Consider the following 16,306-nt stretch of genomic DNA (forward strand, 5'->3'; position numbering starts at 1 on the left):
ATTGGTGTTGGTGTTGGTGTTGGTGTTGGTGTTGGTGTTGGTGTTGGTGTTGGTGTTGGTGTTGGTGTTGGTGTTGGTGTTGGTGTTGGTGTTGGTGTTGGTGTTGGTGTTGGTGTTGGTGTTGGTGCTGGTGCTGGTGCTGGTGCTGGTGCTGGTGCTGGTGCTGGTGCTGGTGCTGGTGCTGGTGCTGGTGCGCGACCAGGCCCGGAGGGCCGATACAACCCATGCCGGTGGCGCGAGCCACCGGTTTTGTTGATGGGAAATCATTTGAGGCCTGGAGGGCCGGTACAAACTCAGTTGTATCGGCCCTTCAGGCCTTGGGTGATTGGATCGGGGCGGTAACCGGGCCTTATCAGGCCCGGCACTGGTTGTGCCGGCCCTCCGGGCCTTTTGGTGGGGAGGCTTGGGGTGCACGGGAGCAAACCTTGGCCGGTTGTGATTCGCGGGGATGGCTGGGTGATCTAGAGGGCGGCGTGTCTCAAGCCTGCCTGGCGAGTCCCTTCAGTGTTGGCGTGCGACCGGGCCCGGAGGGCCTGTGCAACCTTTGCCAGTGGCGGGAGCGACCGGTTTTGCTGACAGATTCTTCCCCACCCAACGAAAGAACCCTCCATCAGTTTCCTGATGGAGGGTTCCGGTTGTTTGACCTGAAAGCGGTTTGCTTTCGGGTTTAGTTTCTTGGGTCGAAACCGGTTTGGGCGATTTCTTCCTCTTCTTGGATGATGATCCGTGGCGTCACCATCAGCATCAGGCTGGTCGAGGTCCGGCCCACACCCGTGTTGCGGAACAAGCGGCTGACGTAAGGGATCTTGCTCAAGAATGGGACACCGCGTTCGTTGCGGCCTTCGCTCATTCGCTTGATACCACCGAGCAGGATCGTACCGCCGTCTGGGACACTCACGGTCGTGCTGACCGAAGTGGACGCAAACGTTGGTTGCTGCACGGTCGTACCTTGGATGATGTCCTCTTCTTCGTTCTCGTCGTTTTCATCGATCACGCCGTCACCGTTGGTGTCGACTTCGCTTGTGCTCGAGCTGCGTGTCGTGCGGCTGCCTTCGTAGGTGAACGTGTTGACTTCACCGATCTGGCTGAACGTCGGAACGAGCGTCAGGCGAACGAATCGCTTGTCATCACTGACAACACCTTGCACGTTCAGCCGTGTGCCTTCGTCGAGGACGACAATGACGGGCTGTTGTGCGACGGCGAAGTCACCGACGACGGGGACGATACTGGTCACGAATGGTCGCGACACGGTGTCGTTAATCGATGCGATCTGTCCGTCGAACAGGGTCACCTTCGGTGCCTGCATGATGTTACTGCGGTTGTCACCTTGAGCGGCCTGCAAGAAGAAGAACGCTTCGATGTCACTCAGGATCGCAAAGCCGATCGTTGAAATGGCACCGGTGTCACCACCGAACGGGGCAACCGCACCACTGAAGGTTTGGTTGTCGAATCGAATGTCGAGGTCAGCGGTTGGGATACCAGGGGCGTCCAGACCGATCGTGACGGCGGAACCCGAGTCATCGTTAGGGATGCTTTGGGCGTTGTCATCGAAGCGAACGTCGAAGTCGATACCGATTTGTTCGAAGAACGTGTCGGCGAGCGTGATGAAGCGAACTTCGATCGTGATCTGCAGGTTTTGCAGGCGGCGAAGCGATTCGAGCAAGTCGACGATTTGGTCGTGCACGTCACTCGTCGTGCTGATCACCAGCGACAAGTTTTGTGGGTAAGGAGCCATCGTTCCGACGCCACCGAGAGCTTCCCAGCTATCCGGTTCGATCGTTTGTTGGATCAGTTGCATGAGCGAGTCGAAGTCAGCCATCGATCCACCACCACGACCCGATTGGGCCATGCCGGAGGTGCCGAGGCCGCCTGCGAATCCTGAGCCGCTGCCCATCGGATTGTACTGGCCGAGCATGTTGCGACCGAGGTTGTTGCTCGCATTGTTGGCCATGCCGCCGCCGAGATCGGTCATCGAAACCGGTACGACTTGAACGTCTGTTGTCGGGCGAATCATTTGGTAAGCCGACTTCAACGCACCGGCGAGCCCGTGTTCGTAGCCCGAGATGAAGTTCGGGATCGGGGTCACGAGGTCAGCGACGCGATATGTTCGTGGGAACGTCATCGTGCGTCGTGCTTCGCGGCTGGTCACGTTGAGCACGTCATTTTGCAGCACGTAGGTCAAGTCGAGGTCTTCGAGCAAGATGTTCAGTGCACTCTTGAGCGGCAGACGGCTGGTGATCGATTTCGATACCGGCGTGTCGCGGCTGATTCGGATCGCAGCAAGGGCTCGTTGGTCGATCACGATCGGCACACCGGTGACGGCGGACAGATCATCAAGGACTTCACCGAGAGGGCTGTTGCGGTATTTCAGTTCGACATCGGTTTCGAGTTTGCGTTCGATCTCTTGTTCGCGGAGGCTCAGACGTGAGTTGCTGTCACGTGCGGCGAGACGGCGACGAGAGATGGCTTCCCAGTCTTTCGGGTCACGGAATTGAAACGGACGATCCGGGTCGGGAGCGACTGCGGTTCGGCCGATGTCGAGCATGGTGCGTGCGAATCCGTTCTCGCTGTCGGCACGAATGTCGTCGTCCATTTGGATTCGGACTTGCGTGCGACTGTTGTGGAACATCGTCATCGCGATGGTCGAGTCAGGCTTCAGCTCGCCGACTTGTTTGGCGATCACTTCGGCTTCTTCGTACCGCTTTTGATCCATCAGGTCGTTGAAGCTGTCGACCAGCAACGAAATCTCTTGATCGATTCGTGCTTCTCGAGCGTCTTCAGTTTCCATCTCGGTACGAATGCGTTCGTTTTCGAGATCGAGGTCGATTTTGGCGCGGTTTGCGTTGACGTAGTTTTGTTGTTCGGTCAGGGCACGACCGACCATTGCGGCGAGCGAGGCACGTGAGGCTTCGTCGATGTTCGCACCTTCGACCTTGCGAGCGAGGCGTTCGAGGTCGTTGACGGCGTCCAGTGGAGCGTCGGTTTTCTTCTCGTTCGCTTTGGCGAGTTCGGTGGTGACTTCGCGGTACAGTCGTTTGACTTGTTGAGCGGCAGCCAGGTCAGCCTTTTCGATTGCCGACATGGGTGCGGCGGGGCTGGTTGGCGTTGGCATCCGCGAAGGTTGCAGCAACGTCAGTTTGTCTTGCAGGGCACGGCGAGTGTCGACGGGCAGGTCGGCTTCGAATTCCCATGCTTTGACGAATTTCGCACGTGCTTCGGATTGGTTGCCGGCCGACAAGAGCTTCATGCCTTCGGAGAACAGGCGTTCGCCTTCGGACGATCCGCTGTTGTTGTCACCAACGAAAGTCGACGCGGTGGCTTGCACTTGTTGAATGTTGGTCGGTCCGCCTGGGGTGAACGTGCCGCCGGCTTGGGCGACCATCGCGTTGGCGGGTTGGCCGGCTTGTCCGATCGGCATCACGCCGTTGGTTTGGGTGATGTTTGGATTGGTGATTGGCATTTGAGCCAATTGATTCAGGTCCAGTCCGCTGCGGCGAGCGGCCGACTGAACGTCGAGCATCAACTGCCAAGGGCGGGCATCGCCAGGATTGAATTCGTGTTGAGCCACCCCGAGCCGTTGGGCGGCGGTGGCGAATTGGAAGGCGGCACCAACGTCGCCACGATCCAAGGCCGTGCGGCCCATCGCGGTGAGTCGGCGGCTTTCCTGTTGGCGTCGTTCGAGCGGCCATAATGTCGGATTAGCAGGAGAGGCGTTCACCTGTTGAGCGTCGATCGGCTGCATCGCCGATGCCGAGGGTGCGGCGACGGGCGTGAGGTTCAACAGGCTGCCGTCGATGCCACGTGCGACCAAACGGTCGTAACGTTGACGAAGCTCGGGGCTCGACGGTGCGGATTGGTGTGCCGCACGGTAGGCTTGCACCGCACCGGTGAAGTTGCCCGCGGCGATCGCTGCGTCAATGGTTTGCAATTGCGACGCGATGCTCTTGGCACCGGCACCGTTGCCGCTCGGTTGGGCCGTCGATCCGGGCAGCGTGAACTGCCCATTGGCGGTTGGTGTTACGATGAACAGACATCCGACCAAGCACAGAGGCATGACCGAACCTTTCGGGATAGTCATACGCGATCTCCTTGGCGGATGGGGTAATGAGGTCGGGCTTGTTCCGACAATCTCACCGGGGTCGAGGTTACAGTCGACAGCACGCCGCTCTTCATGAGTGGTGTAGCTGTGTTCGACACTAGATGAACTCTTCTGCCTGGACGGCTTATTCGAGCGGTTCAACGCGACTCTCCTTCTTCGCGGTGAGACATTGGACAGATTTCGGAAAGCTCTCGCATCAGCTCAAAATCCTTTCGAGGCGATACGGAAACCTTCCGAGTGGGTCTGGCAATACGAACTGATCGAAGGCGGCGTCAAGTCGTTTTTGGGTGTTTTTTATATAGCGAAATCTTCAAAGTTTGGCTCAAGTCGTCGTTTCGACCGAGGAAAACGGGGTGATTGAAACGGTGCGACAACCTCGTGGGTGGGGGGCAAAACGGACTACGGCAAAAAAATGTGAAAAAAAAATTTCGGTTTACGCGATATCTCGTTCCATACGCGATGTCGCGAAATCAGCGTTTCCAACGGCTGATCGTTGGGAGGAGATGCCAGCATTGACGTGCCAAAATCGCCGCAAGTGATGCCATCTCACGGAAAGTCGCATGTTGCATTAGAATCATGTAATTCCGTGGATAATTTGAAAGCTCGCGATGAAAGACTGGAAAACGCAAAACTGGTTTGGGCACGAAATCGAGGCGGGATCGCATCAAAACGTCGACTTAGAAATTTCCGAGAGTTACAGCGGTCGTAACATCTCGATTCCCTTGCGAGTGATCCGCGGCAGCAAACCTGGCCCGACCGTTTTCGTTACCGGGGCACTGCACGGGGATGAACTCAATGGGACCGGTGCGATTCGGTCGCTGTTGGCGGATCCTGAATGGGGCCCCTCGTGCGGCAACGTGCTGATGATCCCGGTCTTGAACGTGTTGGGGTTCGAACGACACTCGCGGTACCTCCCCGACCGTCGAGACCTCAACCGTTGTTTTCCCGGCAACGCGTCGGGCAGCATGGCGACACGGATGGCGAAAGTCATCTTTGATGCGGTCGTCGCGCAATGCGATTTCGGGATCGATCTTCACACCGCGGCGGTCCGGCGGACGAACTATCCCAACGTGCGTTGCGATTTCAAGAATCAAGAATGTTTGCGATTGGCGATGGCGTTCGGCGCCGGTGTGCTGTTGGACGGTCGCGGGCCGAAGGGATCGTTTCGACGTGAGGCGACCTTGGCGGGATGTCCAACGATTGTGGTCGAAGGTGGCGAAGTTTGGAAAGTCGAGCCTTCGGTTTTGGAATGCATGACACGTGGGATCGTGAACGTTCTGAAAGTTCTCGAGATGATCGAGGGCGAACCCGACGTGCCCGAAAACCAAGTCAGGTTGAAGCACACGAAGTGGGTGCGGGCCGAACACGGCGGTTTCATGGACATGCACGTGTCACCAGGATCCACCGTTGTCAAAGGACAACCACTGGCAACGAACAGCAGTCTCGTGCAAGAGGACCACAACCGATTGGAGGCCCCTTTTGATGGGATCGTCATCGGCATGACAACGCTGCCCGCGGTGCAACCGGGAGAACCTGTGATCCATCTCGGAAAGTTGGCGAGTCCCAAGACCGCACGCCGCGTTGAAAAACAAACTCAAGCCGACGACATGCAACGAACCGCTCAAGAACACCTGTCAACGAACATGCAGGTGACCGAACCGATCGATTGCGAACCGAGTGAGAGCGAACCGGTTGAATAAGACAGTTGTGTCGGTGTCTATGCGGTAGCCACCCTCCCCAGTCAGTGGACTACGTTTTAGGCAACGTCGCAGGCGGGCGTGAGTTCGCATCGTTTCCAAAATGACCTGCGACCTCCTCGTTTAGGAGCCGAGCGTTCGTGATGCCGTTCACGCGGTTTTGTCGCGGCGCGATGGTCATCGGATTTGGGTTAGTTATCCGATTCGACAGGTGTGTCGGCGCGAATTTCTTCGATGCCGACGCCTTCGCCACGGTCGGGAGACAGGCGGTAGACGCGATCGGCGTGGCGGATGAAATGGTTCACGTCGTGGTGGCTGATCATCAAGACTTGGAACCCCAACGCCGTGCCCGCTTCTTGCACGATTCGCGTGAGTTTGGGGACGAGGTCGGGGTGCAGCCAGCAGTCTTGCTCGTCAAGCACGAGGAATTTGCGGTGGCGTCGTTCATCGAGTGTTGTGATTGCGAGCATACGCAAACCGACCGAAACAACGTTCGCAACCGAACCGCCCTGACCTTTCATGATGTCTTCGGTGTTCTCGCCGCGTGAGATTGAAAACTCGACGCTGGCGGCGCCTCGCGTGAACGTGGCACCGGCCTTGAACTCGATGTCCTGCTCGAGAACTTCCTGAAGTGCCTTGGTCATCGTGTTCTCAATCAGCGTCAATTGCCTCTGGAAGACATCGTTGCCGAGTTTTTCCAACGCCGCGGTGACATTGTCGGCAATCGCGAGGAAACGATTTTCTTCAGCGAGTTGCTCAGCAACCTTTTTCTGTCGCGACACCAATTCATCACGCTTGCCCTCGATGCGATGGGCGCGGTTGCGAAGGTCAGCAAGATCGGGAAGCGTGGTCAAGGGTTTGACGTGGGGCTAGTGAAAGGTATCAGCCAATAATGTTCTCTCCCCTCGTTCGACCCTCCCGGAGGGAGGGTGATGAGATTTTGGGGAGGTTGTTGAGAGACGGTTGATTTGTCGGGAGTCGGGGCAACGCTTCGTTCATCCTCCGCTTGGGAGGGACCGCCCGTTTCGGTCCGGGGAGGGTATTATGAATTCGTGTACGCCGGAGGCGTTTCAGTCAGTAGCCTGCCGCCGAGCGACGCGAACACTGCCGGGGCCTTCTGACGAGATCCGAGCGTTTCGCTTAGGCGTCGGCGGTTGTGTTCGCTGCGGTGGCCTTCTCGACTTCGGCTAGGTCGCCGCTGATCTTGTCGAGCAATGTTTGGTATTCGCTGCGTCGTTTTTCGTTTTCGGTTTCCATCTGTTCGAGCTTTTCGGTCAGTTCCTTCACGTCGCTGGTTCCGAATTCTTTCTCGGCTTCGGCTTGCAACGCTGTCAGTTGCTTTTGGGCTTCCTGCAGTTGCGTTTGAGCTTGGATCTTTCGTTCGTTGAGTTGTTCGTACTCGGACTTGAGTTGTTCGATGGTGCGTGCGGTCATGGTGTTCCGTTGAGGGAAAGCGAATGGGCTATTGAGTTGATTCGGTGACTTCGGCGGCGAGTCGCATGATCTCTTCAGCGACGGACGCGTCGAACTGGTTCACGTTCTGTTCGAGGTAGGTCATCAACCCCGCGCCGCTGTCGGTTTTTCGCTGCGTCAATTCTCGCAAATCGGCGATGAACGCGGAACCGTCGGCGGCCTCTTCTTCGGCGGCGTCGCCGATCACTTCGGGGTGGAAGACGTCGTCGAACGGTGCGTGTGGTACTCGGACCCAACGCAGAGTCCAAGGCACGTTCGATTGGGATTGAAAGTCGAACGATTCGATCGCGTCGTCTTTCTCGACGGCGGTGTTCGTCGGTGGCACGACGCAGACTACCGCGGGGAGGTGTGACCGCGACGCGTCGCTGCGGGCACGGCGAGTGATGTTGCCCGCGGTGATCCAGTTCGTGCCGTCTTTGCGGACAGGTTCTAATCGTCGGTGGACGTGTCCGTTGACGATCAGGTCGATGCCCGGAATCATTTTCGGCCGGATCCGGCCGGCTTCCTCGTATCCCGGAATCAAGATGTCGTGGTGCGTGATCCAGGCGACGAGGTCCGCGTCGTCTTCGTTGCTCGAGAACAGTTGTCCCTGTTCAGGCGGTTCGCCGAGCGGTTGGAATTCCTTGGGCAATCGTTCGCCCCACACGGTTCCGCCCACGATGACCCGTCGACCGTCGACCGTACCGATCCACGGATCGGTTTCGGTGAGCAGTCGCAAATGGCCGCCGGCGAACAAAATACTGACCGAGTCGTTGGGCTTGCGAGAGTTTTCACGCACGTCATGGTTGCCATGAATGGCGGGCAGTCCGGGGCCGTAAAAATCCGAGATCGTTTCGATGATCTGCGACAGCAGCCAGTTCGGGTTGTCTTGCGGCAAATGAAACAGGTCGCCGAGCAGGATCGGTTGCAGGTTTTGCTCGCGGGCGTATCGCAAACACCACGCGAATTTGGCGATCGCGACTTGCGGGTAATCGTCCTTGCGGAACCCGGGAACGCGGGCTTCCAAGTGAGGGTCGCCGATGAAGAGCAGTCCGTTCTTTTCGCTCATACGGAGGGCTCCCGTGCTGCGGTACCGTCGTCGTGATCGTGCGTGCCGGGGACCGTTGACATCAACGTTTCAGGATCGATGCTGCCGCCACAGGTGGCGCACTTCGGGTTCTCGCTGACAAAGTCACGAATCATACGTTCGTGTTTTTGCAGCAACGCCTGGGCCGCGTCGGCTTTGGCTTGGGCCTTGGTCACGTCCTCGTTGATTCGTTTGATTCGTTCGAGATGGGTTTCAACCGGTTTAAGGTCATGGGGTGGTTCGAGTGGCCGCAGTAATTGCATTTTGGCGGTTCGATCCGAAATCGTTTGGTGTTTTGTCTGGACGAGGTTGAGTTCTTGGATCGTTCGTTGCAGCGTGCCGGTAGGCTCGATGACCGGCGGCGGTGTGAGTGCCGTCGTCGCCGACAAACGGGCGTGCATCGCGGCATGATTTGCGATCGCAACCTTCAATCGCTCGACCAAGCTCGAGACACGTGGCGTGTCATGCGCGGCAGGCGGTGCGGCGAGTTGCGACAGAGCCTCATGAGTGCGGCGGGCCGCGTTGTGATGTTCGATTGCGACGGCGAGGCGGCGGGCGGTTTGCCGACAAGCGTCGGCCGGTTCGAGTGGTGGTGGCGACGTCAGCGGTGTGCAGCTTTTTGAGATCCGTTCCGCAATCGTGAAACGAGTCTGCGTTTGCACCATCTTCGCAATCAAGTCCGCCAGTGCCGCGGCGGGATGCTGATCGGGCAGCGGTTGCAGTTGCGAGAGAGTTTGGAACCGCGATTGTTCACGGTCACGAATTTGCGTCATCTCTGTCGCCGAACAAAGCCAATGTCGCAGCCGTTCGCATCTTGTCCGGTTCGTCAGCAGTTCGTCGGGCGTCGTCGTGGCTTGGTCGAGCGTTTTCAGGATCGCGAGTTCACCGCTGCACCGTGTGACGTCCGCCGCGGACGTTTGCAATCGATCGATCAGGGTCGCGACATCGCGGATTTGTTGTTGCTGCTGTTCGATCGCCGCCTGCAACTTCTCAGCGGCTTTGACCGATTCGCTGATCGCATCGATGGGAGCAAACGCGGCGAGACGGGCGATGTTTTGTTCGCTCTCGGTGTTGAGCCGTTTCGCTTCGCTGCGGGCACGCGTCGTGCGGCTGCGGTGGACGTGCTGCATCTCGACGAGGCGGGCGGCGTCGGATGACGAGGCGAAAAACGCCGCCGCTCGACTGCCGCTTTCGTTGAGCAAGAACACGGGCGATTTTTGCTCGCCGAAGTGGATGTCGTATTCGTTCTTCGACGCGCCCACTTCCGTGATGACTTTGTCCAGACGCAGTGTCTCGTGAAGTTCTTCCGGGACGCTCTGTCCGATCCGATGAACATCCTCGCCGTTGATGTTGTATTTGACGGTCGACTTCTTACGTTCCCACACGATCGTGTGGTCGTCGTCCGTTTCCACGGTAATCCGGCAGAACTTCGAACCGTGGCGCATGACGTGGGTCGTGCGGCCGTTTGCGGCGATGATTTGCAAGGCCGAAACGAGTGCCGACTTGCCGCAGTTGTTTGGCCCCGTGAGTACCGTCAATCCGTCCGCCAACTCGATCACGGTTTTCCCGTGAGACATGAAGTTTTCGAGCGTGATCTTTCGAATCATGAGGACGTGGTGCTGGCGGAAGCGGGAGGCGACACATCGTAGACCAGCGAGTACCGTTCGCGAAGGCTCGCCACCAACGGTTCAGCGGACAGGGAACGACCGGTCGCGTTTTGCACAATCTCGTCGGCCGAATATTTACGTCCATGAGCGTGAACGTTTTCACGTAGCCAGGTGAGCAACGGTTCGAATTCACCGCGTGCGATCATGCCGTTGAGGTCGCCGAGTGATTTGTCCGCAGCCGCGTAGAGCTGCGCCGCGATCAGGTTGCCCAACGTGTAGGTTGGGAAGTACCCGAACAATCCGGCGCTCCAGTGGACATCCTGCAACACTCCGTCGGCGTCCGAAGGGGGCCGCACGCCGATGACGTTTTCGTAGCGTTCGTTCCAAACCGCGGGAAGGTCGTCGGTCGACAATTCGCCGGAAATCAACGCTTGCTCGAGTTCGAAGCGAACGATGATGTGCAGGTTGTAGGTTGCCTCGTCGGCTTCCACGCGAATCAGCGAAGGCGTGACGCGATTAAATGATGCGTGCCACTTTTCGGCGGCAATGTTCTCGCCGAACGTTTCTTGCATCAGGGGAGCGAAGCACTGCCAGAATTCCGCGGAGCGTCCGACGAGGTTTTCCCAAAGCCGTGATTGTGATTCGTGGATCCCCAGCGATGCGTAGGTCCCCGGCGGTAGACCGTACCAATCTTGCGGCAGGCCCTGTTCGTACATCCCATGACCCGCTTCATGCAGCGTCCCAAAGATGCTGCCGGGCAGCCAACTCGAATCGTATCGCGTCAAAATTCGGCAATCCGAAGGCCCGAGGTTGGTGCAGAAAGGGTGTGACGTTTCGTCGAGTCGTCCGCGATTGAAATCAAATCCGATCGCTTCGGCTAGCGTGCGCGAGAGACTACGTTGGCCATCGACGGGGTATTGTTTCTTCAGCAACGTCTCGTCGACTTGGCGAGTCGAGCCTTTGATTTCGTCGAGCAGTTGGACTAATTCGCCACGAAGGTTCGCGAACACTCGCGACAGTTCGTCGGCTTTGGCGTCGGGTTCGTATTGATCGAGCAACGCTTCGTAAGTCGTTTGTCCGTCATCGGCAAGGCATTCGCCGGCTTGCCGCTGCAGCGAGATCATTTCGTCGAGAGCGGGCTGGAATTGGCGATAGTCGTCCGCTTTACGTGCCGCGTCCCAGCGTCCTTGGCCGCGAACGGTAGCCGACGCGATCGCTTCGACGAGAGCCTTGGGAAGGCGTTTTTGTTTTTCGTAGTCTTTGCGAACCAGTCGCACGGTAGCACCGACGTCGCCGTGGGGGGCGTCCGCATCCGACCAGCCGCTGAGTTGGTCGAGCCAAGATTCGATCTCGGGGCTGGTCCGCATGTCGTGGACGAGTCCGCTCAGGTAAGCGACTTGTTCGGCACGGAATTCTCTGCCGTCGACAGGCATGCCGGTTCGCTCGTCCCATTCCAATAACTCGGATGCCGATGCGACCAACGACGTCTTACGAAGGTGAGCACGCAACGCATTAAAAACCTCTCCATGATTCGTCATGTCGTCATTCATCCGTTGTTCAGTAGTTAGGAATCTCGTGGTCGGCATCTCGATGCGGTTTGATTTCGATGAATTTCAATCATTCATTTGACGTCAAAATGGTCAATCGAGACTCACGTGTCCATTTTGTTTCTCGCGTGCCGTTCGCTGTGCGTGCCACTCGAACAGTTAGTTGTTGAGGGGGACGCGTTTACCTGACGGTGGGTTTTGCGTCGGTCAGGTTAGTGGCGGACGTGTTGGCGTCGGACGGGTGGCCCTCCGACAGCGGTGAAAGGGAGCCAGAACAATACCGATATCGGAGGTTGTGTTCAACTAAACCAAAATCGTTTTCTCCCCGGTCGCGTGGTTTGGACCGAATCGACTACGATCCTTCGGACGCCTCAAATGCACTCAATCGCGGTGTGTCGATGCTCGCCGCAGAGTTCCCGCTGATACGTTTGTGTTTCGCGGTTAAGGGAAACCCGATCGACGGCGAGACTGGACGTGCGGACCGTCGAAACGAAGTGTCCTGTGCGAATCATAATTTGATTTTCGGGGGGGGGGGCTCGCGTGAGTGTCCGAGCGAGCGTGGGCGTCCGAGTAAGACTGGGCGTCCGAGCAAAGCTGGACGTTCGAGCAAGGATGCCGGGCAAACTATCTTTCGCGGGTGCTTCACGCCGCGTCGTGTGGCGTCGGACGCTTCTGAAACATTTAGTAAAGAGTACTGATGGGAATTTTGATTCCTCTGATCCTGATCTTCTTCACGTGTCTCGTCATTTGGCGGGCATGTGACGGGTTTGAAATCGCGAGCGAATACATTGGACGCAATCTCTCCGAAGGCGTTCGCGGTGGAACGATCAATGCGATTTCATCGAGTGTGCCGGAGCTGTTCACGACTTTGATCGCGCTCTTCGTGTTGTCCGATCGCGACGGGTTTTCGGTGGGGATCGGGACGACGGCGGGAAGTGCGATTTTCAACGGCATGATCATTCCTGCCGCGTGTATCTTGAGCGTCGTCGGCTTCGTCGTCGCGGGGGTCCGAGTGACGTCGGTGAACGTGTCGACCAAAGTGCTGCTTCGCGATGGGATCTCACTGATTTTGTGCGAGTTCGTGTTGATTTTGTTGGTCAACGGCGACCGGCTGCATTGGTGGCAGGGGCTCGTGCTGATGGTGATGTACTTCGCGTACATGATTTACATGTTGACATCGATGAAACAGGTGGCGGCGGCGAACGACGAAGAGTCAGGCGACGATGACGGTGCCGATCAGGACGACGAGGATGAACCGGCCGGCGTGGTCGGCACGCTGTTTTACTGGATGTCGGGCGGGCCGTTGTTGGATCTGGAGCGGTGGTTTGTCAAAGATCACCATCGCGATCAGATGGAGGACGAGTCGTGGAACGGTTGGGGGCTGTTGTTGACCTCGACGGCGGTGATCGGGGCGGCGTGTTGGGCGTTGGTGACGGCGTGCGAATGGTTGGGAACGGGGGCGGCAAACGTGGAGAACCCCTCATACACGCTGTTCGGGCAGACGTTCGAAGGGTTTGGGATGCCGGCGATGTTCGTCGCGGTGATCTTTGCCTCGATGGCGACGAGCGTTCCCGACACGGTGATTTCGATCCGGGACGCTCGCGACGGGGACTATGACGACGCGGTGGCGAACGCGTTGGGGAGCAACATTTTTGACATTTGTTTCGCGTTGGGCTTTCCGCTGTTTGTCTTCACGCTGATTCATGGTCCGATCGAATTGTCGGCCGATATCGCGGAACAGAGCGGCGAGTTGCGGCTGTTGTTGTTGGGACTCACCGTGGCTGGGTTTTTTGTTTACTTCCTCGGTCGCCGAGGGGTCACGCCGGCGGGGATTCAGTATGTGGAAATGAGAAAAGGCAAGGCGGTGTTGTTGTTACTGCTGTATTGCGGATTTGTGGCGTACATCGTCGGACGCAGCCAGGACGTCGCGTTGGCGGAGCAGATCTCCGGATTCCTGCGATCGGTCCTCGATCGGCTGCCAAAGCTGGGGTGAGACGAGTTATCGCAGTCGCCCCTCTTGACGCTCGTCAGGGGGCTGCCAACATATCGCCATCCTGAACGTCCAAGTCGATGGACATCACGGGCGGTCATCACGCCGCTCCGCCTATTTCCCCTATCAACGTTGACAAATTCTCATGTTACGTCGCGCTAAAATCACGATCATTGGAGCCGGAAACGTAGGTGCCACGTGTGCCCATTGGTGTGCAGCGGCCGAACTCGGCGATGTTTACCTGCTCGATATCCCGCAAACCGAAGACATGCCACGCGGCAAAGCTCTCGATTTGATGCAGGCTTCGCCGATCATGGGATTTGATTCAAACATCGTCGGCACGACCGATTACGCCGATACCGCCGACAGCGACGTGATTGTCGTCACCGCCGGCATTCCTCGCAAACCAGGCATGAGCCGCGACGATTTGTTGGCCACCAACGCGAAAATCGTCAGCAGTGTCGCTGAGCAGATCAAGGCCACCAGCCCGAATGCGGTCGTGATCGTGGTCAGCAATCCGCTCGACGCGATGGTCCAGCAAATGTGGAAGGTCACCGGTTTCGATCCGGCCCGCGTGATCGGCCAAGCCGGTGTGCTCGACACGGCCCGATATCGCACGTTCCTGGCGATGGAACTCGGCGTCAGCATCGAAGACATCAGCGCGTTGTTGATGGGTGGACACGGCGACACGATGGTTCCGATCCCGAGCTGCACGAGCGTCGGTGGGATCCCGATTACCCAATTGGTCGACTCTGCCCGTTTGGAAGAAATCGTTGACCGGACTCGCAAGGGCGGTGCCGAAATCGTCTCGCTGCTCAAGACCGGCAGTGCCTACTACGCCCCCGCAGCCGCATGTGCCCAGATGGTCGAAGCGGTTGTCAAAGACAAGAAACGCGTCATCCCCGTCGCCGCGTATTGCGATTCGCAGTACGGCGTTGGCGGATACTACGTCGGCGTGCCTGTCGTGATGGGAGCCGGTGGTGTTGAGAAGATCATCGAACTGAGCCTCACCGATGAGGAAACTAAAGCGTTCCAAAACAGCGTCGACGCGGTCAAGTCGCTCGTCGCATCGATGAACGAATTGCTGTCGGCGTAAGTTCGCGGTCATGCAGATCTACGAGCCCTCGTTATGCGAGGGTGTGGCCGTCTCGGTGCGTTTCAAATAACGAACACGCATCGTCTTTGCGACGATCGAAGGCCTGGACGGATGGAGCAAACCGAATGTTTGCTGCAACCGTCTGGGCCTTTTTTTGTGGCGTTGGCGTCACCACCCGCATCGTCCAAGAGAGCCACAACACACCTCCACGACGCTGAATCGCGTCGCGTTCTGCGAGCGAGATTGCGTGTGGGGCCGAGCGGTTATTCCCCGCCCAAGAAATACTCGTTCAAGAACGCTTGGCGATCGCCTTCGGGCGTTTTCGCGAATTCGACCATCGCATAAAGACGTTGTTGATCGCGGCGAAGTTTTTCCGTCAGTGCTTGCTCGCCGAAGAGGTCTTGAGGCAACTCGCTGATCACTTCGAAGCACTCCGGCGGCCGCGGACCGGCGATCACGCCGTGGCGGTCGAGCATCGCGATGGCGGTTTCGAGTCGGTGATCGTGGGGGCTGACTCGTTGCAGTTGTTGGTTGAGCCAATCGAGCCCGAAGGCGTCACATCGATCGGCGTGCTGTGTCAACGCGTGCATCAAACGGTCATAAAACCCGGCGTCGGGATTCGACCATTCAATGAATTGCATCTGCGTCATCAAGTCGGCTTGGTCATACAGCCACAAACATCGGCTCGGTTCGCCATCACGACCGGCCCGTCCGATCTCCTGGTAATACGATTCGATCGAGCCCGGTGTTTCGGCGTGAACGATCAGCCGGATGTCTTCTTTGTCGACGCCCATTCCGAACGCGGGTGTCGCGAGCACCGTGTCGACGTCGCCGCTCATGAACGCGTTCTGCATGGATCGACGTTGGCCGCGGGAGAGGTCGCCGTGGTAACAGACGTGATCGGTTCCTCGGCAACGCAGTTTATCGGCGAACCGTTCGAGCGTTTTGATTAAGGAAAAGTAGACGATCGTTCCGCCCGGTTGATCACCCCGCTGCCCCCAGATTTTGGGATCTTCGAGCGATTGAATCAGGTGTTCGAATTTCTCGTCCTCGTCGACAACTGATTCGACTTCCATCGACAAATTCGGCCGATCGATCCCTTCGTGAAACAATCGAATGTCATCACGGGCGATGCCCATTTGATCGTAAATGTCGGCGCGACATTCCGCCGTGGCCGTGGCCGTCAGAGCGATCGTGGTCGGATTGCCGAGTATCTCGCGAATTTCCGCAATTCGGCTGTAGTCGGGGCGGAAATCGTGTCCCCATTGACTAACGCAGTGAGCTTCATCGATCGCGAGCAAGGAGATGTTTCGACGACCGATCGTTTCCAAAAACTCCTCCTTGCGAAATCGCTCCGGTGTCACGTAGAGCAACCGATATTTGCCTTCGGCGATTTCCTGTTGTCGTTCCAGCCGCGTGGATCGATCGAGCGACGAGTTGATCAGTGCCGCGTCAATGTCGCGTGCCTGCAACGCGTCGACTTGGTCTTGCATGAGTGCGACCAAAGGCGACAACACTAACGTCAAGTTGCCGTCACCGGGCTGTGCGGCCAACGCAGGAATTTGGAAACACAGTGATTTTCCACGCCCCGTCGGCATCACCACCATTGCATGTTTGCCCGACATGACATGCTCGATCACTTCGGCTTGCCGAGGCCGAAACGAATCGTAACCGTAATACTTTTTGAGCAGTTCGTTCATAAAGTCAGGACATCGGGGAGTGAATCGTTCT

At 57.8% G+C, this 16,306-nt stretch carries 11 protein-coding genes; 4 read left to right on the top strand and 7 right to left on the bottom strand.

The genetic code is table 11. The features are described from left to right. Positions 1–256: hypothetical protein (locus tag FHS27_RS27555; RefSeq protein ID WP_184309120.1), on the top strand; the 256-nt coding region annotated here is incomplete at its 5' end. A 411-nt stretch (positions 257–667) separates the two neighbouring features. Here FHS27_RS27555 and FHS27_RS27560 read toward each other — a convergent pair. Next, on the bottom strand, positions 668–4,054 hold the full coding sequence (locus FHS27_RS27560; protein WP_184309199.1) for a general secretion pathway protein GspD: 3,387 nt from the start codon (positions 4,052–4,054) through the stop codon (positions 668–670). A 653-nt stretch (positions 4,055–4,707) separates the two neighbouring features. Between FHS27_RS27560 and FHS27_RS27565 the strand changes: the two genes are divergently transcribed. Beyond that, positions 4,708–5,799, top strand: coding sequence for a succinylglutamate desuccinylase/aspartoacylase family protein (locus FHS27_RS27565; protein WP_184309122.1), 1,092 nt, complete (start codon positions 4,708–4,710; stop codon positions 5,797–5,799). A 188-nt stretch (positions 5,800–5,987) separates the two neighbouring features. Here FHS27_RS27565 and FHS27_RS27570 read toward each other — a convergent pair whose 3' ends face one another. The 5 genes from FHS27_RS27570 to FHS27_RS27590 form a co-directional block, all read right to left on the bottom strand. Continuing rightward, the gene (locus FHS27_RS27570; RefSeq protein WP_184309124.1) at positions 5,988–6,650 is read right to left on the bottom strand and encodes a DNA repair protein; all 663 of its coding nucleotides are present in this window, start codon (positions 6,648–6,650) and stop codon (positions 5,988–5,990) included. A 286-nt stretch (positions 6,651–6,936) separates the two neighbouring features. Beyond that, complete coding sequence (locus tag FHS27_RS27575) at positions 6,937–7,230, bottom strand: hypothetical protein (protein WP_009105333.1); 294 nt, start codon at positions 7,228–7,230, stop codon at positions 6,937–6,939. 28 nt (positions 7,231–7,258) lie between these two features. After that, a complete protein-coding gene (locus tag FHS27_RS27580; protein WP_184309126.1) occupies positions 7,259–8,317 on the bottom strand; it encodes a metallophosphoesterase in 1,059 nt (352 codons plus the stop codon). After that, positions 8,314–9,942: an AAA family ATPase gene (locus tag FHS27_RS27585; RefSeq protein WP_184309128.1), complete on the bottom strand. Its 1,629-nt coding sequence runs from the start codon at positions 9,940–9,942 to the stop codon at positions 8,314–8,316. Before FHS27_RS27585 ends, FHS27_RS27580 begins: the two co-directional genes overlap by 4 nt. Then, positions 9,939–11,480 carry a carboxypeptidase M32 gene (locus FHS27_RS27590; RefSeq protein WP_246421099.1) on the bottom strand — a complete coding sequence of 514 codons (1,542 nt, stop codon included), beginning with the start codon at positions 11,478–11,480 and terminating at the stop codon, positions 9,939–9,941. Before FHS27_RS27590 ends, FHS27_RS27585 begins: the two co-directional genes overlap by 4 nt. A gap of 706 nt (positions 11,481–12,186) precedes the next feature. On the opposite strand from FHS27_RS27590, the gene FHS27_RS27595 reads away from it, so the two are divergent. Both FHS27_RS27595 and mdh read left to right on the top strand, forming a co-directional pair. Then, positions 12,187–13,482 (top strand): sodium:calcium antiporter, encoded by a 1,296-nt coding sequence (locus tag FHS27_RS27595; RefSeq protein WP_184309132.1) that lies wholly within the window; start codon positions 12,187–12,189, stop codon positions 13,480–13,482. A gap of 142 nt (positions 13,483–13,624) precedes the next feature. Continuing rightward, positions 13,625–14,575: a malate dehydrogenase gene (gene mdh, locus FHS27_RS27600; protein WP_184309134.1), complete on the top strand. Its 951-nt coding sequence runs from the start codon at positions 13,625–13,627 to the stop codon at positions 14,573–14,575. Between the two features lie 263 nt (positions 14,576–14,838). Here mdh and FHS27_RS27605 read toward each other — a convergent pair whose 3' ends face one another. Continuing rightward, positions 14,839–16,275, bottom strand: coding sequence for a RecQ family ATP-dependent DNA helicase (locus FHS27_RS27605; RefSeq protein WP_184309136.1), 1,437 nt, complete (start codon positions 16,273–16,275; stop codon positions 14,839–14,841). Between the last annotated feature and the right edge of the window lie 31 nt (positions 16,276–16,306).

Origin of the sequence: Aporhodopirellula rubra, from assembly GCF_014192335.1 — a bacterium.
Taxonomy (GTDB): domain Bacteria; phylum Planctomycetota; class Planctomycetia; order Pirellulales; family Pirellulaceae; genus Rhodopirellula; species Rhodopirellula rubra.